20 protein-coding genes are annotated in these 25,346 nt (G+C 66.4%); 17 read left to right on the top strand and 3 right to left on the bottom strand.

Annotated features, from left to right (window positions below; genetic code table 11):
• Positions 1-12 precede the first annotated feature (12 nt).
• Both AB4Y80_RS10815 and AB4Y80_RS10820 read right to left on the bottom strand, forming a co-directional pair.
• Positions 13-387, bottom strand: a complete 375-nt coding sequence (locus AB4Y80_RS10815) for a hypothetical protein (protein WP_442214127.1) — start codon at positions 385-387, stop codon at positions 13-15.
• 94 nt (positions 388-481) lie between these two features.
• Positions 482-2,431, bottom strand: coding sequence for a primary-amine oxidase (locus AB4Y80_RS10820; RefSeq protein WP_442214128.1), 1,950 nt, complete (start codon positions 2,429-2,431; stop codon positions 482-484).
• Between the two features lie 142 nt (positions 2,432-2,573).
• Between AB4Y80_RS10820 and AB4Y80_RS10825 the strand changes: the two genes are divergently transcribed.
• The 17 genes from AB4Y80_RS10825 to AB4Y80_RS10905 all read left to right on the top strand — a co-directional run bounded on the left by AB4Y80_RS10825 (position 2,574) and on the right by AB4Y80_RS10905 (position 23,350).
• Complete coding sequence (locus AB4Y80_RS10825; protein ID WP_442214129.1) at positions 2,574-3,164, top strand: TetR/AcrR family transcriptional regulator; 591 nt, start codon at positions 2,574-2,576, stop codon at positions 3,162-3,164.
• A 241-nt stretch (positions 3,165-3,405) separates the two neighbouring features.
• A complete protein-coding gene (locus tag AB4Y80_RS10830; RefSeq protein ID WP_442214130.1) occupies positions 3,406-4,413 on the top strand; it encodes a helix-turn-helix domain-containing protein in 1,008 nt (335 codons plus the stop codon).
• Between the two features lie 147 nt (positions 4,414-4,560).
• On the top strand, positions 4,561-5,970 hold the full coding sequence (locus AB4Y80_RS10835) for an aldehyde dehydrogenase family protein (RefSeq protein ID WP_442214132.1): 1,410 nt from the start codon (positions 4,561-4,563) through the stop codon (positions 5,968-5,970).
• Positions 5,971-6,242: 272 nt separating this feature from the next.
• Entirely contained in the window at positions 6,243-7,250 is a 1,008-nt protein-coding gene (locus tag AB4Y80_RS10840) for a sugar ABC transporter substrate-binding protein (RefSeq protein WP_442214133.1), read from the top strand.
• Positions 7,251-7,283: 33 nt separating this feature from the next.
• A complete protein-coding gene (locus tag AB4Y80_RS10845; RefSeq protein ID WP_442214134.1) occupies positions 7,284-8,798 on the top strand; it encodes a sugar ABC transporter ATP-binding protein in 1,515 nt (504 codons plus the stop codon).
• Complete coding sequence (locus AB4Y80_RS10850; RefSeq protein WP_442214135.1) at positions 8,795-9,835, top strand: ABC transporter permease; 1,041 nt, start codon at positions 8,795-8,797, stop codon at positions 9,833-9,835. Before AB4Y80_RS10845 ends, AB4Y80_RS10850 begins: the two co-directional genes overlap by 4 nt.
• 109 nt (positions 9,836-9,944) lie before the next feature.
• On the top strand, positions 9,945-11,447 hold the full coding sequence (locus AB4Y80_RS10855; protein ID WP_442214136.1) for an APC family permease: 1,503 nt from the start codon (positions 9,945-9,947) through the stop codon (positions 11,445-11,447).
• Positions 11,448-11,741: 294 nt separating this feature from the next.
• A complete protein-coding gene (locus AB4Y80_RS10860; protein WP_442214138.1) occupies positions 11,742-13,457 on the top strand; it encodes an amidohydrolase in 1,716 nt (571 codons plus the stop codon).
• 427 nt (positions 13,458-13,884) lie between these two features.
• Positions 13,885-14,619: an IclR family transcriptional regulator gene (locus tag AB4Y80_RS10865; protein ID WP_442214139.1), complete on the top strand. Its 735-nt coding sequence runs from the start codon at positions 13,885-13,887 to the stop codon at positions 14,617-14,619.
• Positions 14,620-14,856: 237 nt separating this feature from the next.
• Positions 14,857-16,329 (top strand): fumarylacetoacetate hydrolase family protein, encoded by a 1,473-nt coding sequence (locus AB4Y80_RS10870; RefSeq protein ID WP_442214141.1) that lies wholly within the window; start codon positions 14,857-14,859, stop codon positions 16,327-16,329.
• Positions 16,326-17,057, top strand: a complete 732-nt coding sequence (locus AB4Y80_RS10875; RefSeq protein WP_442214142.1) for a GntR family transcriptional regulator — start codon at positions 16,326-16,328, stop codon at positions 17,055-17,057. The genes AB4Y80_RS10870 and AB4Y80_RS10875 overlap by 4 nt, the downstream gene beginning before the upstream one ends.
• A 28-nt stretch (positions 17,058-17,085) precedes the next feature.
• Positions 17,086-18,591, top strand: a complete 1,506-nt coding sequence (hpaE, locus tag AB4Y80_RS10880; protein ID WP_442214143.1) for a 5-carboxymethyl-2-hydroxymuconate semialdehyde dehydrogenase — start codon at positions 17,086-17,088, stop codon at positions 18,589-18,591.
• 25 nt (positions 18,592-18,616) lie between these two features.
• Positions 18,617-19,690 (top strand): 3,4-dihydroxyphenylacetate 2,3-dioxygenase, encoded by a 1,074-nt coding sequence (gene hpaD, locus AB4Y80_RS10885; RefSeq protein WP_442214144.1) that lies wholly within the window; start codon positions 18,617-18,619, stop codon positions 19,688-19,690.
• A 116-nt stretch (positions 19,691-19,806) separates the two neighbouring features.
• The gene (hpaH, locus tag AB4Y80_RS10890) at positions 19,807-20,592 is read left to right on the top strand and encodes a 2-oxo-hept-4-ene-1,7-dioate hydratase (protein WP_442214145.1); all 786 of its coding nucleotides are present in this window, start codon (positions 19,807-19,809) and stop codon (positions 20,590-20,592) included.
• The gene (locus tag AB4Y80_RS10895) at positions 20,577-21,386 is read left to right on the top strand and encodes an HpcH/HpaI aldolase family protein (protein ID WP_442214146.1); all 810 of its coding nucleotides are present in this window, start codon (positions 20,577-20,579) and stop codon (positions 21,384-21,386) included. Before hpaH ends, AB4Y80_RS10895 begins: the two co-directional genes overlap by 16 nt.
• A 79-nt stretch (positions 21,387-21,465) precedes the next feature.
• Entirely contained in the window at positions 21,466-22,944 is a 1,479-nt protein-coding gene (locus AB4Y80_RS10900) for an NAD-dependent succinate-semialdehyde dehydrogenase (protein ID WP_442214147.1), read from the top strand.
• Positions 22,945-23,059: 115 nt separating this feature from the next.
• The gene (locus AB4Y80_RS10905) at positions 23,060-23,350 is read left to right on the top strand and encodes an antibiotic biosynthesis monooxygenase family protein (protein WP_442214148.1); all 291 of its coding nucleotides are present in this window, start codon (positions 23,060-23,062) and stop codon (positions 23,348-23,350) included.
• A 72-nt stretch (positions 23,351-23,422) separates the two neighbouring features.
• Here the strand turns inward: AB4Y80_RS10905 and AB4Y80_RS10910 are convergent, their stop codons facing one another.
• Positions 23,423-25,315 carry an FAD-binding monooxygenase gene (locus AB4Y80_RS10910; protein ID WP_442214149.1) on the bottom strand — a complete coding sequence of 631 codons (1,893 nt, stop codon included), beginning with the start codon at positions 25,313-25,315 and terminating at the stop codon, positions 23,423-23,425.
• Positions 25,316-25,346 lie beyond the last annotated feature (31 nt).

Genomic DNA, 25,346 nt, shown 5'->3' on the forward strand with positions numbered 1-25,346 from the left:
GCGTGCCCGCATTTACCGGGTCTCCGGTCCCCGGCAGGCCCGCTCCCGCCGCATCACCCACGCGGCCAACATCGCGACGGCCAGCTCAAGGGCGATAACGCCAAGCATCGAGGCCGCCTGCGGCACGGCAGGGGCCATGCCGCCGCCGCCCGCCGCTCCCATGGAATCCATCGATCCCACGCCGCCATGGACGTGCCCCGTCTGGGAGGCCGGTGCCAGAAGCACGATGGCGTGCACGGCGACCATGGCCAAGGCCATCACGAAGAGAAGCCGCACGCCGCGGTCGTGGGCGCGGCGCCACACGGCCACGACGCATGGAAGGCACGCGGCGGCCATGAGGACCATAAGCCCGCCCTCCCACGGCATGGCGCGGTGTTCCCACGCCATCCAGACATGCGCGCCAACCGATGCCAGTGCGACGGCCGCGCACAGGCGGGCCGGGATCCCGACCCGCCGTGGGCGGCGGACACGGCCTACCGTGTCAGCAATGACACTGGTCGCCACCGTCGGCCTCACCCTGGTGACCCTGCTCGCCGTGGTGTCCGGCTTGGGTACTCGCCGGTACATCCAGGACGGGGCTGCGGTCAAAGAAGCCCTCCGGGCGCAGCTTGAACCCCACGGAGTCGACCGGCATGATCGGCCAGTCCTCCACGCGCGGGAAGTGCGTCAGGCCAAAGGTGTGCCAGAGGACGATGTCCTGGCCATCCAGTTCGCGGTCCGCCTCGATATAGGACGGCAGGCCGGCCCCGCCGCCGTGCTGGTTGACGAAGTCGCCGGTCGGGTAGCGCTCCCCTTCGGCAAACTGCGTGACCCACAGGTCCTTCGTGGCAAAGGCGGCCCGCTGGGCCACCGAGGAAGCCCGATCGGCAAGCAGCATGGGCTGGCCTTGTGGGTGCAACTTGTAGCCCACCGGCTCGCCCAGGCGATTGCGGGACGTCGGGTTGGTGACCACCCACGTCCGCCCGGCGCGCATGTCCGCCTCGCGGACGCCGTCGGACTCCCGGGCCAGGACGGTGCGCTTGCGGGTGAAGGCGTTGCCGCGCTCGTTGCCCTCGCCCATGGGAACGCGCACGATGTCCTCCTCCTCGACGCGGTTGGCCAGCCCGTCCAGGGCCATGTCCAGCCGCGCCCCGAACAGGTGCTGGTGGTACGGCGCGCCCAGCCCAGGGGCGAGTTCCGAGGCGTAGGGGTACCCCTTGCCGGGGTAGGCGCTGGTGAACACCACGCCGGTGGCCTTCGCCTCGAACTCGATTGTGCCGTCCAGGTAGAGGTACCAGTAGAAGCCGTAGTCGTAGTTGCCGATGGTGGTGAAGAAGGAAACCACCAGGCGGCGGTTGCGTCGCGTGTAGTCGATGCCGCTCCACAGGTCCGAGTGCTTGGAAAGGATGGACCAGTCCTCCTCGTGCATGCAGATGCCGTTGCGGATCTCGCGCGGGTTGCCGAACGCGTCGCTGATGACCGGGCTCAGGTAAGTGATCTCCCCGAGGCAGTCGCAGCCCAGCTCCAGCGAGTTGGCGTACTGGCCCACCAGGTATTCGCCCGTGTCAAAGTAGTTTTGCCAGGACCGCACGGGGGACGGGTCGCCGTAGGGCACCACCATTTCGGCGATCGAGGCGCGCTTGATGATGGAGCGGCGGCGCCCGCCGTCGTCGAACGCCAGGTTGTGTAGGATGACTCCCTCGCGCGCGTCAAAGCCCACGTCCAGACTCCACTTCTCCCATTCAACGTGGTTGCCGCCGGTGAGCGTGAAGCTGGGCCCCTCCGGCTGGGTGATGCTGATGGGCCGCTGGGTCCCGCGCAGCGGTCCCGTCAGCTCCGGGTCGGTGTAGTTGCCATGTTCGGCCGGGACGGGAACGACGCCGAAGTCCAGCACGGCGTCGACCGACTTGTTGGTCACGTCGACGTAGGCGACGAGCCCGTCCACCGGGTGCGCCCATGGGCTGTCTTCCGGGAAGTTCTGGACAAACGCCAGCCCGCGCAGGATCCGCCGACCCTTTTCCTCCGGGTATTCAAAGACGCCGGCGGACAGCGGGGCCACACGGACCTTGGCGACGTCGAGCTGGCGTGCTTCCAGGGCCTTGAGCCATTCAGGGTGGCTGGCCAGGATCGACTCCACCACCTCGAACTCCTCCTCCAGCACGGGAAGCTCCCCGGCGGTGGCCGTGTCCAGTTCGACGGCGGATTCCACGGTTCCAAGGGTCACGGAGACCACCGCGTCCCGTGCGGCGGCGCCGGAAACGTCGTGCAGGAATACCCGGAAGCGGCGGTTGAGCGCGGTGGCGCCACGTGGCGGATCCAGCAGGCCGAGGTAGGCAATGCGGGCAGACTCCCCCAACAGCCCGGAAGACTGGAGGATGTCCCGCACGGACGCGATCTCCGCGGCGCTTGCCAGTGAGTGGGGGGCGACGTCGACGTCGGTGGAGGCTGTCATTGCTTCTCTTTTCCTGGCGGGGCGGCCGATATGCGGCAGCTCCTGTTTTTATTCTATGGTTGTAGAGAATACCCACACGTAAGATGCATCACAAGGGGTCAACCCCATGTTTTTGCCGCGACGGCCCGCCAGGAGAACTTCAGTGCCCAAGATTGTCGACCATGACCAGCGCAGGCTTGAGCTGGTGGATGCCACCTGGCGGATCATTGCCCGGCACGGGATTGAGGGCGCCACCATGCGTGAAATCGCACTCGAGGCCGGCTTTGCCAACGGCGCCTTGAAGCCTTACTTCCCAACCAAGGACCACCTCATCACCTTCGCGTTCGGCCACGTCTTCAACCGGACCAACCAGCGCATTGCCCACACTTCCGCCGGCAAGGTAGGCCTGGAGGCGCTGCGCAGCTTCTGCCAGGAAGTGCTGCCGCTGGACGAGGACCGCATCAACGAGGCCCGGATCGTGATCCCGTTCTGGCAAAAGGCCCTGACCGACCCCGTAAAGGCGGAACTGCACGAAACCTCCATGAACCAGTGGCGCTCCGCCATGGAGGGATACCTGCGCCAGGCACGGGACCGCGGGGAGATCACCACCGCCGTGAGCGACGAGGACATAGTCAACCAACTGATGAGCATGCTCTTGGGCGCCCAGATCATCGCGGCCATGTCCCCCGGGGCACACTTACCAGCCCAGCTGGACGCCGCCCTGGACGCTTTCCTGCAACTTCTGGTCCCTTGACGATCCCCACCGTTGCCCCTGGCATACGGTCAAGGACTCACCCGGTCCGCCCGCCAACCGGCCCATGCATCTTTATTCGCCAATTGTCGAAAATAAGTGACAGCGGCCACACGAGCCGCTAGGGTGATGAAAAAGTGTTGTCCGCCACACCTCCGCCGGGGCCCCTGCCAGTCCCTGCGGAGGCCGCCCGGTCGGCACCTTCCCGCCACACAGGCCCCCGCACCACTAGGGAATTTGACACATGACCGCCCCCCTCGACACCTGCTCCCCCGACGCCGCGTACCCCCGCGCTGCCTCGCCTCAAGCCGACGACACTGTCCAGACAGTCGAGGCCCACTCCTTCTCCGCCTGGCACGACCTCATCTCGGAATCCTTTGTGCCGCTGCATGTCCGCTCCGGCGACCCCGCCCACTTCCACGGGCGGCTCCGCTCCCGCGTTCTGGACGAGTTGTCCATCGTCGAGGTCACGGCGACAGGGCACAGCGTGCACCGGACCGCGTCGTTGATCGCCCGTTCGGACCGACTCTACTTCAAGCTGAACCTGCAGCTGGCCGGAACCGGGATCCTGGTCCAGGACAATCGCGAGGCCGTCCTCCGCCCAGGGGACCTGGCCGTTTACGACACACACCGCCCCTACACGCTGGCCTTCGAGTCCGATTTCCGGACACTGGTTCTGATGTTCCCGCACGACGCCCTGGACCTGCCGTCTGGTTCCGTGGGCGGACTGACCGCCACACGGATGGCCGCCGACCAGGGCCTGGGGCGGATGATCAGCCCTTTCATGACCCAGCTGGCCGAGAACCTCGAGGTCCTCTCCGGCCCCAGCGGGCACCGGCTGGCCCACAATGCGGTGGACCTGCTTAGCACCATGTTCGCCGCGGAACTGGACCGGCGCCCGGCCGGCACCGGGCACCCGCACGAGGAATTGTTGGGCCGGATCCGCCGCTTCATCGAGGCGAACCTGGCCGATCCCGAGTTGTCCCCGGCCAGCGTCGCGGCGGCGCACTTCATCTCCACCCGCCACCTCCACAACGTCTTCCAGGAGGCGGGCACCACGGTGGCCCAGTGGATTCGCACGAGGCGGCTGGAGAACTGCCGGCGCGAACTGCGCGACCCACTCCAGGCCCACCGCGCAGTCAGCGCCATTGCGGCCCGCTGGGGCTTTGTGGACGCCGCGCATTTTAGCCGCATCTTCCGTGCCGCCTTTGGCGAGCCGCCCAGCAGCTACCGGCGGCCGGTCCGCGCCTAACAGACGGACAGCCAGCCGGCCCGCCGCATCCGTTCGCCGGGGGTCAACAGCCCTACGCTCATTGACAAGCCGGCGCAATGGCGGGACGGCAACACTGGAGGGAGAGGCATTCATCTGCCCCACCAACCGAGACGAATTGGAGTTTTCATGGAAACGTACGCCGACATCCTTACGTCCATTACCCCGGCCCCCGGAACAACACGGACCCTGTTGGATCCCGCCACGGGTGAGGCCGTCGGCGATGCGCCCGTGCACACCGTGGAAGATCTGGAGCGCGCCGTCGCCGCCGCCACTGCCGCCCAGCCGGCCTGGGCGACCCTGGGCCACGAGGCCCGCAGCGCCGCGCTCGTGCGGGCGGCAGACGCCGTCGAACGATCCGCCGAGGCCCTGGCCGTGCTGCTCTCCCGCGAGCAGGGCAAGCCGCTCAACGGCCCCAACGCCCGCTTCGAGGTGGGCGCCTGCGCCGCCTGGCTGCGCGCCACTGCCGCCACCGAGCTGGCCCCGGAGACCGTGGTGGACGACGGCGAAACGCACGCCGAGATCCACTACCGCCCCATCGGCGTCGTCGGTGCGATCGGACCGTGGAACTGGCCCATGATGATCTCGGTCTGGCAGCTCGCCCCGGCCCTGCGCATGGGCAACGCCGTGGTCCTCAAGCCCTCCGAGTACACGCCCCTGAGCGTGCTGGCCCTGGTCAACGTGATCAACCAGGAACTCCCCGAAGGAATCCTCTCGGTCATCTGCGGCGGCCGCGAGGTGGGCGCCCGCCTGGCCGAGCACCCGGCGATCGGCAAGATCATGTTCACCGGCTCCACCGCCACGGGAAAGGCCATCATCCGCTCCTCCGCCGATACCGTGAAGCGGCTGACCCTCGAGCTTGGCGGCAATGACGCCGGGATCGTCCTCCCGGACGCGGATCCGGCGGCCATCGCCGAGGACCTGTTCTGGGGCGCGTTCATCAACACCGGGCAGACCTGCGCGGCCCTCAAGCGCCTCTACGTGCACGAGGACATCTACGACGCCGTCTGCGAAGAACTCACCAAAGTCGCGGCCGCCATGCCGATGGGCGTGGGGCTCGACGAGGCCAACGTGCTGGGCCCGCTGCAGAACAAGGCGCAGTTCGACATCGTCTCCCGCCTGGTGCAGGCCGCCAAGGACTCCGGGGCGCGCGTGCTCATGGGCGGGGACCCTGTGGCGGACCAGCCCGGCTATTTCTACCCCACCACACTTATCGCGGACATCGAGAACGACAACCCCCTGGTGACGGAGGAACAGTTCGGCCCGGCCCTGCCGATCATCCGCTACAACTCCGTCGAGGAGGCCGTGGAGATGGCCAACGCGCTCGACGTCGGGCTCGGCGCCTCCGTCTGGTCCTCCGACCCCGCCCAGGCCCGCGCCGTGGCCGCCCGCATCCAGGCCGGCACCGTGTGGATCAACAAGCACGGCGCCGTGGACCCCCGCATCCCCTTCGGCGGGGCAAAGCAGTCCGGCTACGGGCTCGAATTCGGGGCCGAAGGCCTCAAGGCCCTCGGAGTCCCCCAGGTCATCAACAGCTAGGGCACTCTCGCACCAGGTCCGGGGATCGTCGCCACACGTGTGGCGACGGTCCCCGCGTCTTGCGGCCACCTCCTGGAAAGTCCTGCACGGTTAGTCAATTCCGGTGCCGGGAACAACAAGCCAGCGCATGTGACACGTGCCACACTCAAGACAACAAATCATATTTCTATGGATGTAGAAAGAAGGCGGGTCCCGCGAAGTCCGCACCAAACTTCGGCAGACCTGCCATACAGCCCAAAATCCAGGCACAACTCACGAAAGGTCCAGCAAGAATGAAGACTAAACGAAAAGTATTCGGGATTACCGGAATTGCCATGTCCGCGGCGCTGATCCTGAGCGCGTGCAGCACTACTGCCGGCGACACCAGCGGAGCTGAACTGACCGGAGCTCCCAACCATGCCGTGAAGAAGGTCCTTTTCGACTACCCCTTCACCGCACTTCCGGTCTACAGCCTCGTGACCAAATTTGCCCAGAAACGGGCTGACGAGACGGGTGTCAAACTTGAGCTCACCAACGACAATATGGACCTGGGACAGCAGGTGACCAACCTAAACACCTATTTGACGTCGGATGTGGACGCCGTCGTTTCATTCCCTGCAGACGCCGCCAGCCTCGAATCCATTTCCAAGCAATACATGAACAAAGGGAAATACTGGGTAAGCTACGGCGGCGATTTGAGCAACCAGGATTCCAGCATAAAGTTCAGCTTTTACCAGTCGGGAAAAACGCTTGGAGAATACGCGGGCAAATGGGCCAACGAGCACCTCGGCGGAAAAGGCGAGGTCCTGATGATCGTGGACCAAACCATTCAGCTCGGCCAAGAACGAACCAAGGGACTCCTCGACGGATTCAGGGCCACCGCCCCGGGCATGACCATCGTTGCGGAGCAGCAGGGCATCACCCCGGACCAGGGACTGTCCGTCACCAACGCCGTCCTGGCCAAGCATCCGAAACTCAACATGGTCCTCGCCGCTGCCGGCGACGCCGCGCAGGGAGGATATCAGGCCTTGGTCACGTCGGGCCGACCCACCAACGACGCCTCCACGTTTGTGGGCGGCTTGGACGGCAACGAGTACGAGCTCCAGCAAATTAAGGCGGGATCGTTCTTCCGCGCCGCCGTAACCGTCGATGCCGAGCAAGTCGGCAATGCGATTATTGACGTTCCACTGGCCTTGGCCAAGGGGCAAGGCGCGAAGGCGAGTCTCGACCTTCCGGTAACCCTGCTCGACTCCTCAAGCCCCAAACTGGACGCTTTCATCGATCAGCTTGGCGGCAAGTGACCACCTCCGAAAACACAAATGATAGGAGGGCCCGTGACAGTCACCGTCAGTAACCTAACGAAGCGGTACGGAACAACCCTGGCCCTGGATTCAGTGGACTTGTCCCTGCAGGCAGGCAAGGTGCATGCGTTGCTGGGACACAATGGAGCCGGCAAGTCTACGCTCATCAAGTGTCTGGGTGGCGGCATTCGTCCTACGGGTGGTTCAATCACCATTGGGGACGAAATGTTCACGGGACTGGATCCACATGCCTCCATCAAGAATGGTGTTTCTGTTATCTACCAACACCTGAGCCTTATCGGCTCATTGACGGTTGCGGAGAACCTCTTCTTGGGTCAAGAGCTCACACGGAATGGACTCTTATCCCGCGGCGAGCAAAACGAGATCGCGAAGTCGTCACTGGAGCGGGTCGGCTCTTCGGTTTCGCCGAACGCAAGAACGGGTGACCTGCCCATAGGCCAGCGTCAACTCATCGAAATTGCCAAGGCTCTTCAACGCCATGCAAAACTCTTGGTTCTCGATGAACCCAGCGCGGCACTCTCGCCCGTGGAGGCAGGTCGGCTTGGGGAACTGGTCATCCAGCTAAAAACTGAAGGTTTGGCAATCCTTTATGTCACCCATCTGCTAAACGAGGTCACTCGACTGGCCGATGACACTACCGTTCTTCGGGATGGCAGGGTCGTTTGGACCTCGCACATGAGCGGCGTGACCAAGGGCGAGCTGGTCGAGGCGATCAGCGGGAAGGACACCGGCACCATGGGCGCGCGGGAACACGTGCCCATGGACGCCGGGCTGCCGCCGGTGTTAAGCGTTACGAAGCTGGCTGGACCGGGGCTGGGCCCCGTCAGCCTGGACGTGCGTCCGGGGGAAATCGTTGCCTTGTACGGGCTTATCGGATCCGGCCGCACGAGGCTGCTGGAAACGCTGTTTGGCGCCCGTAAGGGTACCTCGGGAACTGTCCGGCTCGACGGAAGGCCCATAACGGTCAACAACCCGAACAACGCCTTGAAACAGGGCATTGCACTGGTACCCGGCGACCGGCACAGGCAAGGGCTTTTTGGCAGCCTCTCGGCCCTGGATAACGTCACCGCCCGTGATATGTCCACTGTTGCGAGGGCCGGAGTCCGGTCACTTCGGCGGGAGCACGCGCTCTTCGATGACACGGCCCGCCTGATGTCGCTCAAACCAAACAATCGCTCACTACCAGCCGCGGGGTTCTCCGGCGGAAACCAGCAAAAGCTCCTGATCGGACGATGGGTTAACCCGGCCTCCCAAGTGCGGGTGCTGCTCCTCGACGATCCAACGCAAGGAGTAGATGTGGGTGCACGGGAAGAAATTTACTCGGTCATCCGCGACCTGGCCCGCGAACGCTCCATCGCCGTCATCTTCGCTACCAACGAGCCGGAAGAGGTGCTCGAACTCGGCCACCGTTGCCTTGTCATGGAACGTGGCCGAATACGCCATGAACTTGAAGTGGCCCGCACCAGCGAAGAACAACTTCTTGCCCACATTCATGCAAGTCCGACCGGAAAGGAGAGCGGGGCATGAACCAGCTCGGAACTTACCAGCGAGTCACCAAATTCTTGATAGAGAATCCACTGCTAGTACTGCTTATCGTGATGGTCGGCGCGATCCAAATCGCGACCGGATCACAGCTCACCTGGATGAATCTCAGGGGAATCTTCCTCGACGGTGCCATTATTGCCATCGTTGCGGTGCCGTGCGCGATGCTGATCATCGCCGGTTACATTGACCTGTCAGTGGGGTCAACATTGGCGCTGGGCGGAGTTGTGGCCGGAAAGATCATGGCGGGAGGGGGGAATGCCGGCGTCGCCATTCTCGCGGCTGTCGCCGTCGGGGTCGTGGTCGGCTTCGTCAATGCAATTGTCACTACACGATTCGGGCTGTCGGCGTTTATCACGACGCTGGGGATGCTCACGGCCGTCCGTGGGGTCGCCCAGCTGGTCAGCCCCCTCCCCGTCAACACTTTCGGATCGGCCTTCGGTTTCCTCGGGGTGGGAAATATCGCCGGTATTCCGGTCGCCGTCTGGATTGCAGGACTTTGCCTGGTTGCGGCAGCAGTATTTTTGACGCTCACTCCTTCTGGACGGCACGTTTACGCATTGGGAGTCAACAAGGAGGCCGCCTATCTGTCCGGCATCAACATCAAGCGGCTTCCATTTGTTCTCTATATGTTCTCGGGCGGAGCCGCCGGGCTCGCGGGAGCTGTCACGGTTGCCCGGCTTAACAGCGCCCCGGCCGGGCAGCTGGGCATCGGCTTCGAACTGACCGTGCTGACGGCCGTGCTGCTCGGAGGAGTCGCGCTTACCGGCGGAGAAGGCAATATGTTCGGAGTGATCGTCGGCGTTCTCTTCCTGGGGTTCCTTAATAACGGACTGACCCTGCTGGGGGTGACGACATTTTGGCAGAATGTTGCCAGTGGCATCGCCCTCATCGCAGCCATCGGGATCGCGGCTCTCACGTCCGGGGTCCGCCACAAGTTCGTCCGCCCCGACAAACAGGTCGCCGCGGTTCCCCCGCAGAACGAACTGGTAGCTGCTCTTCCCACCATGCCCCCTCAGTAGCCATGCCAAGTCCTGCACGGGCAGACAAGGACGGTGCAGCGAACAGCAATACGCCACAGTCGATAACTGCCCGACTCAAGGCATCGTTATTCTCCCAATGGAGGTTCAAATGTCACAGGAACAAACCCTCCCACACACCGGCGCCGCCGCCGGCAGCGGGACCAACCAAGGACTGAGCAAGCGCACGCTCGGCGTGCCCGCCCTCGTCTTCATGATCATCGCCGCGTCCGCCCCGCTGACGGTGGTGGCCGGCGGCATCCCCAGCAACTTTGCCGTCACCGGGAACGTCGGCATCCCGCTGTCGTTCATTGTCCTCGGCGTGTGCCTGGTCCTGTTCGCGGTTGGCTACGCGGCCATGAGCGCCCACATCCGCAACGCCGGCGCGTTTTACGCCTACATTGCCCAGGGTATCGGCCGGGCCACCGGGGTCGGTGCAGCGTGGGTTGCCCTGATTTCCTACAACGCGATGCAGATCGGCATCTACGGCCTCTTCGGCTTCGCATCGGCCTCCTTTGTGAATTCCAAGCTGGGGCTCAACGTCCCCTGGTGGGTGGCGGCGCTGGTCGGCTTCGTCATTGTCGGCTGGTTGGGGATCAACAAGGTGGACCTTTCCGCCAAGGTCATCGGCGTTCTCGTGGGGCTGGAGTTCGTGGCCGTCATCGTCTTCGACATCGTGGCCTTCGCCGTGAGCCCGGAAGGCGCCAGCGGTGCCGGACTGACGCCGTCGAACCTGTTCACGGCCGGCGTCGGCGCGGCCCTGGCCTTCAGCATGGCGGCCTTCATGGGCTTTGAGTCCGCGGCCATCTACAGCGAGGAGGCGAAGGATCCCGACCGGTCCATCGCCCGGGCCACCTATATTGCCGTCGGCATCATTTCCCTCTTTTACGCATTCTCCGGCTGGGCCATGACCGTCGGCACGGGCCCCAGCCAGATCATTGCGGAGTCGCAGAAGTATGGGCCGGACCTGCTATTCGTCTTCCTGTCCGGCCACGGCGCCGTGATCGTCTCCGACGTTGCCCAGGTCCTGTTTATCACGAGCCTGCTGGCCGCCCTGATTGCATTCCACAATGCGGTGGCACGGTACGTGTTCTCGCTGGGCCGCGAAAGCGTGCTGCCGCGCGGCTTTGCCCGGGTCAACGCCCGGCACGCCCCGGTTGCCGGTTCGCTGACCCAGTCCGTGCTGGCCCTGGTCATGCTGGCCGTGTTTGCCATCGCCGGGATTGGCTCCCCGCTCGGGGAGCTGTACCCGGTCCTGACCTTCTTCACGTGGTTGACCAACACTGCGGCCTTTGGCCTGGTGCTGCTCCTGGTCCTGATCTCGGTGGCCGTCATCGGCTACTTCCACAAGCACGCGGCCGGGTATTCCCTGTGGACCCGGGTCATCGCACTGGCCCTGGCCGCCCTGACGCTCGGCACGGTGTTCGTGCTGATCGTGGTCAACTTCAATGTCCTGATCGGCTCGGACGGATTCTCTCCCCTGTCTTGGATCCTGCCGGCGCTGGTCCTGGTGCCCGGCATTGCCGGGCTGTTCTGGGGCCTGCGGCTGAAGAAGGAACGTCCGCAGATCTATCGGGGCATCGGCTTTGGCGGGGCTCCGAACACTTCCGCCTGACGTTACTTTCGCTGGCCGCAAAACCGATGAAAGTTCGCAGCCAGAACCGAACATTCTCTCAGGGTTGTGCCCACGTCGGGCCGTGCACGGAAGTCCAAGGCAGGTGCGCCCAAGTCATAGTCAGCGGCATGCGAGAAAGTCCATGCTGAAGGAAGCCTCCCGATGCGGAGTAGACGGGGCTGAAGGGCCCAATGATGTGAAGCAACTAGAGTAGCGGCACTGCCAGAATCAAAGTGACAGCCACTTCGCGGTTGCTTCCGGATGCAGCGCCCAGTCCCCAGAGAAGAGGAAGTCATGTTACCTGCAGATTTTGTTTTTACCAACGGTAAAATCTTCACCGTCGATGATCAGTTCACCGTGGCCGAGGCCCTTGCCGTGCGCGGCGACTCAATTGTCGCTGTCGGCACCTTGGAGGAAGTGAGCGAGTATGTGGGCCCGCAAACGGAGACGATTGATCTCGCCGGCCAATCGGTCATCCCCGGGATTAATGACTCGCATCTGCATGCCATCGCGTTCGGGCTTGACACTCCCCCCTTGTCCCTGGATCTCTCCTACCCAGCTGTCAAGTCCCTCGCTGATATCCGCGAACTCGTCCGCAATGCTGTGGCTGACGCGCCATCCGGAGAGTGGATCATCGGCACCGGCTGGGATGATGGATATCTCGAAGAATGCCTCGCCGAACCGGGACGAGCGCCGAACCGCCACGACATCGACGACGTCTCCCCCAATAACCCGGTGTTCCTGCAGGACTATTCGCGGCATACCTCCTGGGTCAACTCTGCCGCACTCAGGATCGCCGGCGTGGACGAGTCGTCGACGGTGCCCGACGGCGGCGTGGTTGACACCAACGTCGACGGATCCCTCACTGGAGTCCTGCGGGAGGGAGCGCAGTCCCTGGTGCAGCGTGTTCTCCCGGCACTGACGCGCGAACGCCGCGAACAGGCGATCCTTTCCGCCGTCGCCAAGCTCAAGGAGCTTGGTATCACGAGCTTCACCGACCCCGCTCTGGGGCCGGGCGGGGATTCAATAGCCGGCGGCGCCGCGGGGGAGGAAGGATTGGGGGTCTACGCGGACTTGGCGGCTCGAGGAGAATTGGGCGTCCGAGTCAGCACGCTCCTCCTTCCGTCAGGCATGTCGGGGTCAGTGGATGAGTTTGAGCGGAACCTGGAGCAACTCCAGGCCCCGGCCGTCCAGGACAAGCGAAGCTTCCAGGTGCTTGGTGTCAAAGTATTCGCCGACGGGATCCCGCCCAGCGGCACGGCCTGGATGCACGAAGACTACGTAGGGGGAGGATGCGGCTCATTGTGCGTCAGCGGCGACACTGATGAGAAGCGAGTGACGCAGGTCACCGGAATGATTCTCGCCGGACACAAGGCAGGCTACCAGGTGGGGGTCCACGTAACCGGCGATCGTGCCATCGACACTGTTGTCGACGCCATCGTCGCCGCCCAGGAGGCCCACCCTCGACCGGACACCCGCCACTATCTCATCCACGGTGACTTCGTCAGTGAATCGACCCTAAAGCGGATGGCCGCCCACGGCATCGGCGTGAACATGAAYCCCACCATCAAGTGGACGATTTCCGACCTCGAGGTGGGGGTGGTTGGTGAGGAACGCGCCGCCTACGAGTGGCCGTACGCCAGTGCACTCAAGGCGGGGGTGATGTTGATGAGCAGCTCCGACGCCCCTGTCACTGCGCCGGATTGGCGACAAGGCCTGTCAACCATGATTCTCCGTAAGGGCAAGGCCAGCGGCGAGGTCAGCGGTCCCGAACAATGCATCGGGTTGGAAGCCGCCTTGCGCACGTATACGATCAACCCTGCTTGGCAGGACTTTGCGGAAGAGTGGAAGGGGTCCCTTGAAGCCGGGAAGGTCGCAGACCTCTGCGTTCTGGACGCCGATCTTGAACGCATCGACCCGCATGAGATGCCGAACATGCGCGTGGTAATGACCATGGTCAACGGTACGGTTGTCCACCGGGCAGCCACTGGAGTGGCCGCGAGCGCCTAGGACTCTCTCTCCGTCCATGCGTGCGGGCAGGTTGCGGGCGCACTGCACGCCGCCTGCTTTCGACGGCCCGCAGGACGGGGTTCGGCCCCTTCTGTCATTCCAGGATGACAGAAGGGGCCGAACCGTTGTCCACCCATGTCAACCCTGGAGGCAGGATCCGCGCCATCCCGCGTACCGGTGACAAGAAGCTCCGGCGCGGTTGCCGACGCTTCGGGGCTTGGTCAGCACCGGCATGGCGTCACCATTGCGGAAGTCGCGGTCCGCGACGGTGCGCAAACAACCGACCCGGCGTTGGTGGCCAGAAGCACGGACCACGAGCCTCTGTTCTATATCTGAGTCAACTGTCCCAATATGGAATAATCTTAGGATGCCAGCACAAGCGCAACGGCGGTCCGGCCGCCGCCCGGCGACTGAACAGGAAGATGACGTGAGCACAGCTTCAGCAAACAGCGGCGCGGCAACGGCAACGGCACCGGCCCATTCGCAAACGCTTTCGCGCGGCATCCGGGCCCTGGAAATCCTGGCCGACGCCCAGTCCCCCATGACCATTGCCGAGCTGTCGGAAGCCTTGGGCGTGCACCGCTCCATCGCCTACCGGATCCTGCGCACGCTGGAGGACCATTCGCTGCTGATGAGGGACGACGCCGGCCGCGTCCAGGCCGGCCCGGGCCTGGCGGCACTGGCCCGCGGCGTCAACCGCGACCTCCAGACGGCGGCGCTGCCGGAACTGACGGAACTGGCCAATGAACTGTCCATGACGGCGTTTATCGCCGTCTGGGACCATCGCGATTCCGTCACGCTCTTGACGGTGGAGCCCCGCCATTCGGGAGCCACCCTGGCCCAGCGCCCGGGCACGCGCCATTCCTTCAGCTCCGGCGCACCCGGCATCGCCATCCAGTCCGCGATCAGCGAGGACGCCTGGGCGCGACTGGCGCCGGGGCTGCCCTACCGCCCCGAGGCGCGCGTCGCCCGGACCGTCGGATTCGCCACGAGCCACGACGAGGTCCTCCCCGGCGTCTCCGCGATCGCCGCACCCATCCACATCCCCGGCGGCATGCCGGCGGCCATCTGCGTGGTCTCCCTGGGGCCCAGCGCTGATCCGGCGGCCATCGGTGCGCGACTGGCCGCCAGCGCCCGCACCATCGAGGCGCAGCTGCAGTAGGCCAGTCGTTGAGATGACAGTACCCGCGGGTCCGGCATCGTCGAGATGACAGCACCCGCGGGTCCGGCATCGTCGAGATGGCAGCACCCGCGGGTGCCCGCTCTCAAAAAAATCAAGGGATCCGGCCCAGGGGTTGACGTGACGGGGACAACACGACTACGGTGATCGTATACGATTTCGTACTTGATAGTCGGCGTCCGTCCGGGGCCCGCAAAACAACCCACCCAGGAGTGTCCCGTGGAACACGTCACTGCAGCCACGCTCAAGCAGGCCGGCAAGGTCATCGCCGTCCATCTGGCCTACAAGTCGCGGGCCGACCAGCGCGGGAGAACCCCGGCCAAGCCGTCCTACTTCCTGAAGGCGTCGTCCTCGCTGAGCCTCAGCGGAGCCGACATCGAGCGCCCGGCAGGCTGCGAGCTGCTCGCCTACGAGGGCGAGATCGCCCTGGTCATCGGCACCGCGGCCCGCCGCGTGAGCCCGGAGGACGCATGGTCGCACGTCGGGCACGTCACCGCCAGCAACGATCTGGGCGTGTACGACCTCAAGTACGCGGACAAGGGCTCCAACGTCCGCTCCAAGTCCGGCGACGGGTTCACGCCCTTTGGCCCCTCCCTCATCCCGGCGTCCGACGTCGACCCCGCCGCCCTGCGCGTGCGCACCTGGGTCAACGGCGAACCCGTCCAGGAGGACACCTCGGCCGGCCTGATCTTCCCGTTCAGCCAGATCGTGGCGGACCTGTCCCAGCTGATGACGCTGGAACCGGGGGACGTCATCCTCACCGGCACCCCCGCCGGGTCCTCCGTGGCCGTCCCCGGCGACGTCATCGAAGTCGAGGTCGACGCCCCGGCTGCCGGGCTGAGCACCGGACGGCTGCGCACCGCCGTCGTCCAGGGAACCAGCGAGCTGGCGGACTTCGGCAACGCCCCCAAGGCCACGGACGCCGACCGCGAGGACGCCTGGGGATCGGCGGAGGCGGCCGGCCTGGCGCCGACGGGCCTTAGCGCGGAACTCCGGCGCAAGCTGACCAGCGTCGGCACCGCCACGCTGAGCGCCCAGCTGCGCAAGCGCGGCCTGAACAACGTCAGCATCGACGGGCTGAAATCCACCCGCCCCGAACTGCGGATCGCCGGCACCGCACGCACCCTGCGCTACGTGCCCAACCGTGAGGACCTGTTCAAGACGCACGGCGGCGGCTACAACGCCCAAAAGCGCATCATCAACACCCTCAACGAGGGCGACGTGCTGGTCATGGAGGCCCGCGGCGAGCCCGGCACCGGCACCGTCGGGGACATCCTGGCCCTGCGCGCCCAGGTCAAGGGGGCAGCGGCCATCGTGACCGACGGCGGCGTGCGCGACGTCGCCGCCGTGGCGGCGCTGGAGATGCCCACCTTCTTCACCGGCGCGCATCCGGCCGTCCTGGGCCGCAAGCACATTCCGTGGGACACCGACCTGACGATCTCCTGCGGCGGCGCCACCGTCCAGCCCGGCGACATCATCGTCGGCGACGCGGACGGCGTGCTGGTGATCCCGCCGTCGCTGGCCGAGGAAGTGGCCGACGATTCCATCGCCCAGGAGCACGAGGAAACCTTCATTGCCGAGATGGTCGCCGACGGCAACAGCGTGGAAGGACTGTATCCGATGAACGCCGCCTGGAAGGTGCGGTTCGCCGAGTGGGCCGCCACGCATCCGAACCCGGCGGCCCAACCGTGACCACCCCGCCCGCGGGCACCGACGCGGAACAGGCGCCCGGCAGCAAGTCCGAGCGCGCCTACGCCGCCATCAAGGATAAGATCCTCGGCGCCGAATTCACCCCCGGCTACCGGCTGGTGCTCGCCAAGCTGGCCAAGGACCTCGGCTTCAGCGTGGTGCCCGTCCGTGAGGCGATCCGCCGGCTCGAGGCCGAAGGGTTCGTCACGTTCGAGCGCAACGTCGGCGCCACGGTGGCCGGGATCGACCCCACCGAATACCTGTACACGATGCAGACCCTGGCCATCGTGGAGGGCGCCGCCACGGCACTGTCCGCGCCGCTGATCACCCCGGGCGACATAGCGCGGGCGCGGGCCGTCAACGAGGCCATGCGCGAGTCCCTGGAGCATTTTGACCCCGTGCGCTTCACGTCGCTGAACCTGGAATTCCACAGCGTATTGTTTGAAAACTGCCCCAATCCGCACATCCTGGACCTGGTCCACCGCGGCTGGAGCCGGCTGCAGGCCCTGCGTTCCTCCACCTTCAGCTACGTCCCGGGCCGCGCCCGCGAGTCCGTGGCCGAACACGAGGCCCTGCTGGGGCTGCTCGAAAGCGGGGCCGGCCCGGACGACGTCGAACGTGCCGCCCGGGCCCACCGCGCGGCCACCCTGGACGCCTACCTGGCCCGCAGCACCCCCGGACAGCATCCCGGCGTTCGTCGTGACAGCGCCCCGCTGGCGCACACCTACTAAACCACCTGTGAAGAAAAGGATCTTTCCCATGGCTGAGCACTACCTTCCGGACAACCTGCCCACCCACATCCAGCACTACATCGACGGCCGCTTCGTCGACTCCGTGGGCGGGGAGACCTTCGACGTCCTGGACCCCGTGTCCAACAACAACTACGCAACGGCCGCCGCCGGCCAAAAGGCGGACATCGACCTGGCGGTCGCCGCCGCGTCCAAGGCCTTCACCGACGGCCCCTGGCCGCGCATGAAGCCGCGCGAGCGCGCCCGCGTCCTGAACAAGATCGCCGACGCCGTCGAGGCGCAGGAGGCGCGGCTGGCCGAACTGGAAACGTTCGACTCCGGCCTTCCGATCACCCAGGCCCGCGGCCAGGCGCTGCGCGCGGCCGAGAACTTCCGCTTCTTCGCGGATTTAATCGTGGCGCAGTTCGATGACGCCATGAAGGTCCCCGGCGCCCAGATCAACTACGTCAACCGCAAGCCGATCGGCGTCGCCGGGCTCATCACGCCCTGGAACACGCCGTTCATGCTCGAGTCCTGGAAGCTGGCCCCGGCCTTGGCCTCCGGCTGCACCGTGGTGCTCAAGCCGGCCGAGTTCACCCCGCTCTCCGCCTCCCTGTGGGCCACGATCTTCGAGGAAGCCGGCCTGCCGCACGGCGTGTTCAACCTGGTCAACGGCCTGGGCGAGGACGCCGGCGACGCGCTGGTCAAGCACCCGGACGTGCCGCTGATCTCCTTCACGGGCGAGACCACCACGGGCCAGACCATCTTCCGCAACGCGGCCGCCAGCCTCAAGGGCCTGTCCATGGAACTGGGCGGCAAGAGCCCCTGCGTGGTGTTCGCCGACGCCGACCTCGACGCCGCGATCGACTCCGCCCTCTTCGGCGTCTTCTCCCTCAACGGCGAGCGCTGCACGGCCGGCTCCCGCATCCTGGTGGAGCGCGCCATCTACGAGGAATTCTGCGAAAAGTATGCCGCCCGGGCCAAGAACATCGTGGTGGGCGACCCCCACGACCCCAAGACCGAGGTCGGTGCGCTGGTCCACCCGGAGCACTATGACAAGGTCATGTCCTATGTGGAGCTCGGCAAGTCCGAGGGCCGGCTGCTGGCCGGCGGCGGCCGCCCCGCGGGACTGGAGACGGGCAACTACGTGGCCCCCACCGTGTTCGCGGACGTGAAGCCGGAGGCGCGGATCTTCCAGGAGGAGATCTTCGGCCCCGTCGTGGCCATCACCCCGTTTGAGAACGACGACGAGGCGCTGGCCCTGGCGAACGGCGTCAAGTACGGCCTGGCCGCCTACATCTGGACGCAGAACCTCACCCGGGCGCACAACTTCGCCCAAAACGTGGAGGCCGGCATGGTGTGGCTGAACAGCCACAACGTCCGCGATCTGCGCACCCCGTTCGGCGGCGTCAAGGCCTCGGGCCTGGGCCACGAGGGCGGCTTCCGCTCGATCGACTTCTACACGGACCAGCAGGCGGTGCACATCACGCTCGGCACCGTCCACACCCCCAAATTCGGCGCCTCCGCCGCCAACTGACCCCCTACTCAACGAGGAGCATCCCATGACCGACTTCATTCCCACGCCGTCCGTGCCCGCACCGGACATCGTCCGCTGCGCCTACATGGAAATGGTCGTCACCGACCTGGCCAAGTCCCGCGAATTCTATGTTGACGTGCTGGGCCTGCACGTCACCGAGGAAGACGAGAATACCGTCTACCTGCGCTCCCTGGAGGAGTTCATCCACCACAATCTGGTGCTGCGCCAGGGCCCCGTGGCCGCCATCGCCGCCGCGGCGTTCCGCGTCAAGTCCCCGGCAGAGGTGGACGCCGCCGAGGCCTACTACCAGGAACTGGGCTGCCGCACCGAGCGCCGCAGGGACGGCTTCGTCAAGGGCATCGGGGACGCCGTGCGCGTGGAGGACCCGCTGGGTTTCCCCTACGAGTTCTTCTACGAGACCACCCATGTGGAACGCCTGACCCGGCGCTATGACCTCTACTCGGCCGGCGAGCTGGTCCGCCTGGACCACTTCAACCAGGTCACCCCGGACGTGCCCCGCGGCCGCAAGTACCTGGAGGACCTGGGCTTCCGCGTCTCCGAGGACATCAAGGACTCCGACGGCGTCACCTACGCGGCCTGGATGCACCGCAAGCAGACGGTCCACGACACCGCCCTGACCGGCGGCGACGGACCCCGCATGCACCACATCGCCTTTGCCACGCATGAGAAGGCCAACATCATTGCCATCTGCGACAAGATGGGCGCCCTGCGCATCTCGGACCGGATCGAACGCGGACCGGGCCGCCACGGCGTCTCCAACGCCTTCTACCTGTACATCCTGGACCCGGACGGCCACCGCGTGGAGATCTACACGCAGGACTACTACACCGGGGACCCCGACAACCCCACGGTCACCTGGGACGTGCACGACAACCAGCGCCGCGACTGGTGGGGCAACCCCGTGGTCCCGTCCTGGTACACCGAGGCCTCCCTGGTCCTGGACCTGGACGGCAATCCGCAGCCGGTCACCAAGCGCACCCACGCCTCGGAAATGGCCGTCACCGTCGGCGCCGACGGCTTCTCCTACACCAGCGAACCCGGCGAGGAACGCGGCTTCAAAATGGGGACCCAGCTCTAGCACCACCCACAAAGGCGGGTGAGGCATTGGCCCCCGGGAGCGGCTTCGGGCGCCCGCGAAGCGGGCGGGGGGCCATGCCTCACCCGCCGTCGAGGACCAGCGACAGAGGAGAACACATGCTTGATGACGAAACGATCGCATCCATTGCCGACGAACTCGTGGAGGCCGGGCGAAGCCGCGTGCCGGTGCCCCGGCTGACGGCGCGGTACCCGGAGATGACGGTGGAGGATTCCTACCGGGTGCAGGGGCTGTGGCGGCGGCGCGGCGAGGCGGCCGGGCGGGTGCTGGGCGGGCACAAGATTGGCCTGACGTCCAAGGCGATGCAGTACGCCACGGGGATTACGGAGCCGGATTACGGGGTCATCTTCAAGGACATGATCCTGGAAAACGGCTGCACGGTGACGTGGAAACAGTATTCGCATCCGCGCATCGAGGTGGAGCTGGCATTCCTGCTCAAGGAGGACCTCAGCGGACCGGATGCCACGATCTTCGATGTCCTGCGCGCCACCGAGTACGTGGTCCCGGCCCTGGAAATACTGGATTCCCGGATCGAGATGGAGGGCCGGACCATCGTGGACACCATCAGCGACAACGCCGCCATGGGCGCGATGGTGGTGGGCGGGACCCCGGTGAAGCCGGACGCCGTGGACCTGCGCTGGGTCTCGGCCCTCCTGTTCAAGAACCAGACCATCGAGGAGACCGGGGTGGCGGCCGGCGTGCTGAACCACCCGGCCCAGGGCGTGTCGTGGCTGGCCAACAAGATCGCCCCGCACGGCGACTCGCTCAAGGCCGGGGAACTCATCCTCGCCGGCTCCTTCACCCGGCCCATGTGGGTCAATGAAGGGGACACCGTTTTTGCCGACTACGGAAAGTTGGGGACCATCACATGCCAGTTCGTGTAACGCCGGAACCGTCCTTCAGGGACGCCCTGGCCCGGGCCGGGCGCCCGCTGGCCGGCATGTGGGTGTGCTCCGGCAGCCCGCTCGTGGCGGAGATCTGCGCCGGCGCCGGCCTGGACTGGCTGCTCATCGACGCCGAGCACAGCCCCAACGGCCTGGAGGGGATCCTCGCCCAGCTCCAAGCCGTCCACGGCTACCCGGTCACGCCCGTGGTGCGCCCGCCCGCCAATGACGTCGTGCTCATCAAGCAGTACCTCGACCTGGGGGTGCAGTCGCTGCTGATCCCCATGGTTAACACGGCCGACGACGCCGCTGCCGCGGTCTCCGCTGCCCACTACCCGCCGCGCGGGGTCCGCGGCGTCGGCTCGGCGCTGGCCCGGTCGGCCCGATGGAACCGCATCCCGGACTACCTGGCGAAGGCCGCCGAAACCCTCACCGTAATCGTCCAGCTCGAGTCGCGCGAGGCCGTGGAAAACGCGGCGGAGATCGTGGCCGTGGACGGGATCGACGCCGTCTTCATCGGCCCGTCCGACCTCGCCGCCTCCATGGGCGTGCTGGGACAACAGGAACACCCGGACGTCGTGGCCGCCGTCGAGCATTGCATCAGGGTCGCCAAGGCGGCCGGGAAACCGGTGGGCGTCAACGCCTTCGCGGAGGCCACGGCCCGGCGCTACCTGGCGGCCGGCGTGGACTTCATCCTGGTGGGCGCGGACGTGGCGCTGCTGGCGCGCGGCAGCGAAGCCCTGGCCGGCAGCTACGTCCCGGCCGCCGGCGCCGGCCCCACCGCCAGCTACTGACCCCCCACCCCACTCGCGGCGCGACCCAGGGCGCGTGGGCTCACCACGCCCGCACCACACCTTCACAAGGAGCACATACATGACCATCACAGTTGACCGCGAAGCGGAGCTGCTGGCTTCGGTCCCCACCGGGCTGCTCATCAACGGCCGGTGGCGCGCGGCCGCCGGCGGCGGGACCTTCGACGTCCACGACCCCGCCACCGGCCAGGTCCTGGCCTCCGTCGCCGACGGCGGCAGCGAGGACGCGCTCGCCGCCCTCGATGCGGCGTCCGCGGCGCAGGCCGGCTGGGCCCGGACCGCCCCGCGAGTGCGCGGGGAGATCCTACGCAGGGCCTTCGAGCTCGTGACGGAACGGGCCGAGGACTTTGCCCTGCTGATGACGCTGGAAATGGGCAAGCCGCTGGCGGAGGCCCGCGGCGAGGTGGCCTACGGCGCCGAGTTCCTGCGCTGGTACTCGGAGGAGGCCGTGCGCGACTACGGCCGGTACGTCAGCACGCCCGAAGGCAAGAACAAGATCCTGGTCCAGCACAAGCCGGTGGGCCCGTGCCTGCTCATCACACCGTGGAACTTCCCGCTGGCCATGGCCACGCGCAAGGTGGGCCCGGCCGTCGCCGCCGGCTGCACCATGGTGCTCAAGCCGGCGAAACTGACCCCGCTGACGGCCCAGCTTTTCGCGCAGGTCATGCAGGAGGCCGGCCTGCCCGATGGCGTTCTAAACGTGGTGTCCGGCTCCAGCGCCGCGGCCATCTCGGGCCCGCTGCTCCAGGACTCGCGCCTGCGCAAGATCTCCTTCACCGGATCCACGGCGGTCGGCAAGCATCTCATGGCCGACGCCGCCCACAACGTGCTGCGCACCTCCATGGAACTGGGCGGCAACGCCCCGTTCCTCGTGTTCGAGGACGCCGACCTGGCGGCGGCCGTCGACGGCGCCATGGCGGCGAAGATGCGCAACATGGGCGAGGCCTGCACCGCGGCCAACCGCTTCCTGGTGCACGAATCCGTCGCCGGGGAGTTCACCGCCAGGCTGGCCGCCCGCATCGGCGCCCTGACCGTGGGGCGCGGCACCGAGGCCGGCACCGACGTCGGGCCCATGATTGAGGAAAAGGCCCGCGACGGCATCCACGCGCTGGTGACGGCCGCCGTCGCCGAGGGCGCCGTCGTCCTGGCCGGCGGCGACGTAGCCGCCGGTGACGGCTGGTTCTACCAGCCCACGGTCCTGGGCAACGTCCCCAACGGAGCCGCCATCCTGGCGCAGGAGATCTTCGGCCCCGTGGCCCCCGTGACCACGTTCACCGACGAGGCCGACGCCATCCGGATCGCCAACGCCACCGAATACGGCCTGGCCGCCTACCTGTATACCCGCGATTTCTCCCGCCTGCTGCGGGTCAGCGAGCAGCTGGAATTCGGCATGGTGGGCTTCAACGCCGGCGTCATCTCCAACGCCGCCGCGCCCTTTGGCGGGGTCAAGCATTCGGGCCTGGGCCGCGAGGGCGGCTCCGAGGGCATTGCCGAATACACCAGCACCCAGTACATCGGCATCGCGGACCCGTACGCGTAGGCAACGGGCACCTCGTTGGGCACTAGCGGGCGGTCTCCGGTGTGAAAGCCGGGGCCGCCCTGCTGTAGCGTGGAAGGACAAGCGGTCCGGCGGATCCGGGCCCGGAGGGAGCACCGTGTCAATCGTTGTCATCAATGCACTGAAAGTCCCGGTTGAGGCCGGGTCCGAACTGGAGGCGCGCTTCGCGGCCCGCAAGCACTCCGTGGACGGCTCCCCGGGATTCGAGGGGTTCCAGCTCCTGCGCCCCGTCGCCGGGGACGACCGCTACTTCGTCTACACGCAGTGGGCCACCCGGGAAGATTTTGAGAATTGGCGTGCCCAGCGGGCCGGCCACGACCATTCGGCCCAGGCGCCGGTGGCCAGCGGCATGGACCTGCTGGAGTTCGAGGTCGTGGACCTGGGCTGAGCCCGGAACGTTCCTCACACAAAACGGCAGGCCCCGCAGTGAAACCGCTGCGGGGCCTGCCTTCTGCCGCTGCTAGACGCGCGCGCCCGAGTGGATCCGTGCGAAGAATTCCCCGAGCTCGGCGGTGGCCCCGAGCGGCAGGATGTTCGCCACGTACTGGTCGGGGCGGACCACCACGACAACGCCGTCGCGGCTCAGTCCGCGCACGTCGAAGATGTCCTCCCCCGGAACGGTCCCGTAGACCTTCTCGTAGTCGGTCAGCCTGAACGGCCCGACCTCCGGCTTGAAAACTGCCGGAACGGCGTTGATGTCAATGTCCTCGTGCGGCTGCTGGTAGATGACCTTGACATCGAACCACGCATCGGAGTCCAGCCCTTCCGGCGTGGCCGCCAGCGGCGACTCCGGCGCCGTGGACAGCCACTGGGCAAGGTCCGCGACGGGTGAGGCGGCACCGGCGGGAGACTGGTCGGCGAAGACGTAGATGCGCCACCGCCCGTCCGCCGTGGCCTGGTGACCGAGGTGGAGCGGGTTGGTGTCACACACCCGTGAGGCCAATGCCGACTTGAAGCGTTTGCCCAGCGGGAACCCGGCGGCCAGGTCCTGGTGCGTGGCCTCGCCCGTGATCAGGGACGGCGCGTACTCGGTCATGAAGCCCGCGGGGAATTCGGCGGTGCGCACGTAGAAGTCCTCCAGGTCCGACGGGCTGTCGAACTCCTCGGGCTTCTTGGCCATCATCGTGGACCATTCCTTGTCGAAGTCGATGAGGTTCTTCGCCACGACCTGGCGCTCGGCCGAGTAGGTGGACAGCAGTTCCTCGGGGCTGCGGCCCTCCAGCACGTGGGCGAGCTTCCAGCCGAGGTTGAAGCCGTCCTGCATGGAGACGTTCATGCCCTGGCCGGCCTTGGCGGAGTGCGTGTGGCAGGCGTCGCCGGTGATAAAGACGCGCGGGGTCCGGGCGCCCATCTGCTCGGGCCGGACGTCGTCGAACCGGTCGGTGAGGCGGTGGCCCACCTCGTAGACGCTGTGCCAGGCGACGTTGCGCACGTCGAGCGTGTAGGGGCGCAGGATTTCGTTGGCCTGCTCGATGATGTGCTCGATGCTGGTCTTGCGCACCGCGCCGTTGTCGTCCTCGGGCACCACGCCCAAGTCGACGTACATGCGGAACAGGTGCCCGCCCTCGCGCGGGATCAGCAGAATGCTGCCGCCGTCGTGGGACTGGATGGCGCACTTGAGCCGGATGTCGGGGAAGTCGGTCTTGGCCAGCACGTCCATGACGCCCCAGGCGTGGTTGGCCTGGTCCCCGGCCATCGTGCAGCCGATCGAGGCGCGGACCTTGCTGCGGGCGCCGTCGCTGCCGACGACATACTTGGCATGCACCGTCTTCTGCATGCCCTCGTCGGGGCCGGCGCTGCGCACGAGCGTGACCTTCACCGGGTAGTCGCCGTCGTCGGCGACCTCCAGGCCCAGGAAACCCCAACCGTAGTCGGGGGTCAGGCGCGCCGGCGCGTAGGCCGCGAATTCGGCAAAGTAATCGAGCACGCGGGCCTGGTTGACAATCAAGTGCTTGAACTCGCTGATGCCCGTCGTGTCGTCGACGGTGCGGGCGCCGCGGACAATGTGCGTGGGGTTCTCGGTGTCCGGGCGCCAGAACGCCATCTCGGTAATCCAGTAGGCCTCCGCAATGATCCGCTCGGCGAAGCCGAAGGCCTGGAAGGTCTCGACGCTGCGCGCCTGGATGCCGTCGGCCTGGCCGATCTCCAGGCGCCCGCCGCGGCGTTCGACAAGGCGAGTGGTGATCCCCGGGAACTGGGCCAACTGGGCGGCGGTCAGCATGCCCGCGGGGCCCGAACCGACAATGAGCACGTCCACCTCGTCGGGAAGCTCCGCGGGACGGTCGATGCCGGTCCCGGCGGCCGGTTGGATGCGCGGATCGCCAGATACGTATCCGTGGTGGTGGAACTGCACAGGAATCTCCTCATTGCGCTGTGGGCGGTGC

The organism is Specibacter sp. RAF43 (assembly GCF_052114065.1).
In the GTDB taxonomy this organism is placed as follows: Bacteria; Actinomycetota; Actinomycetes; order Actinomycetales; family Micrococcaceae; genus Specibacter.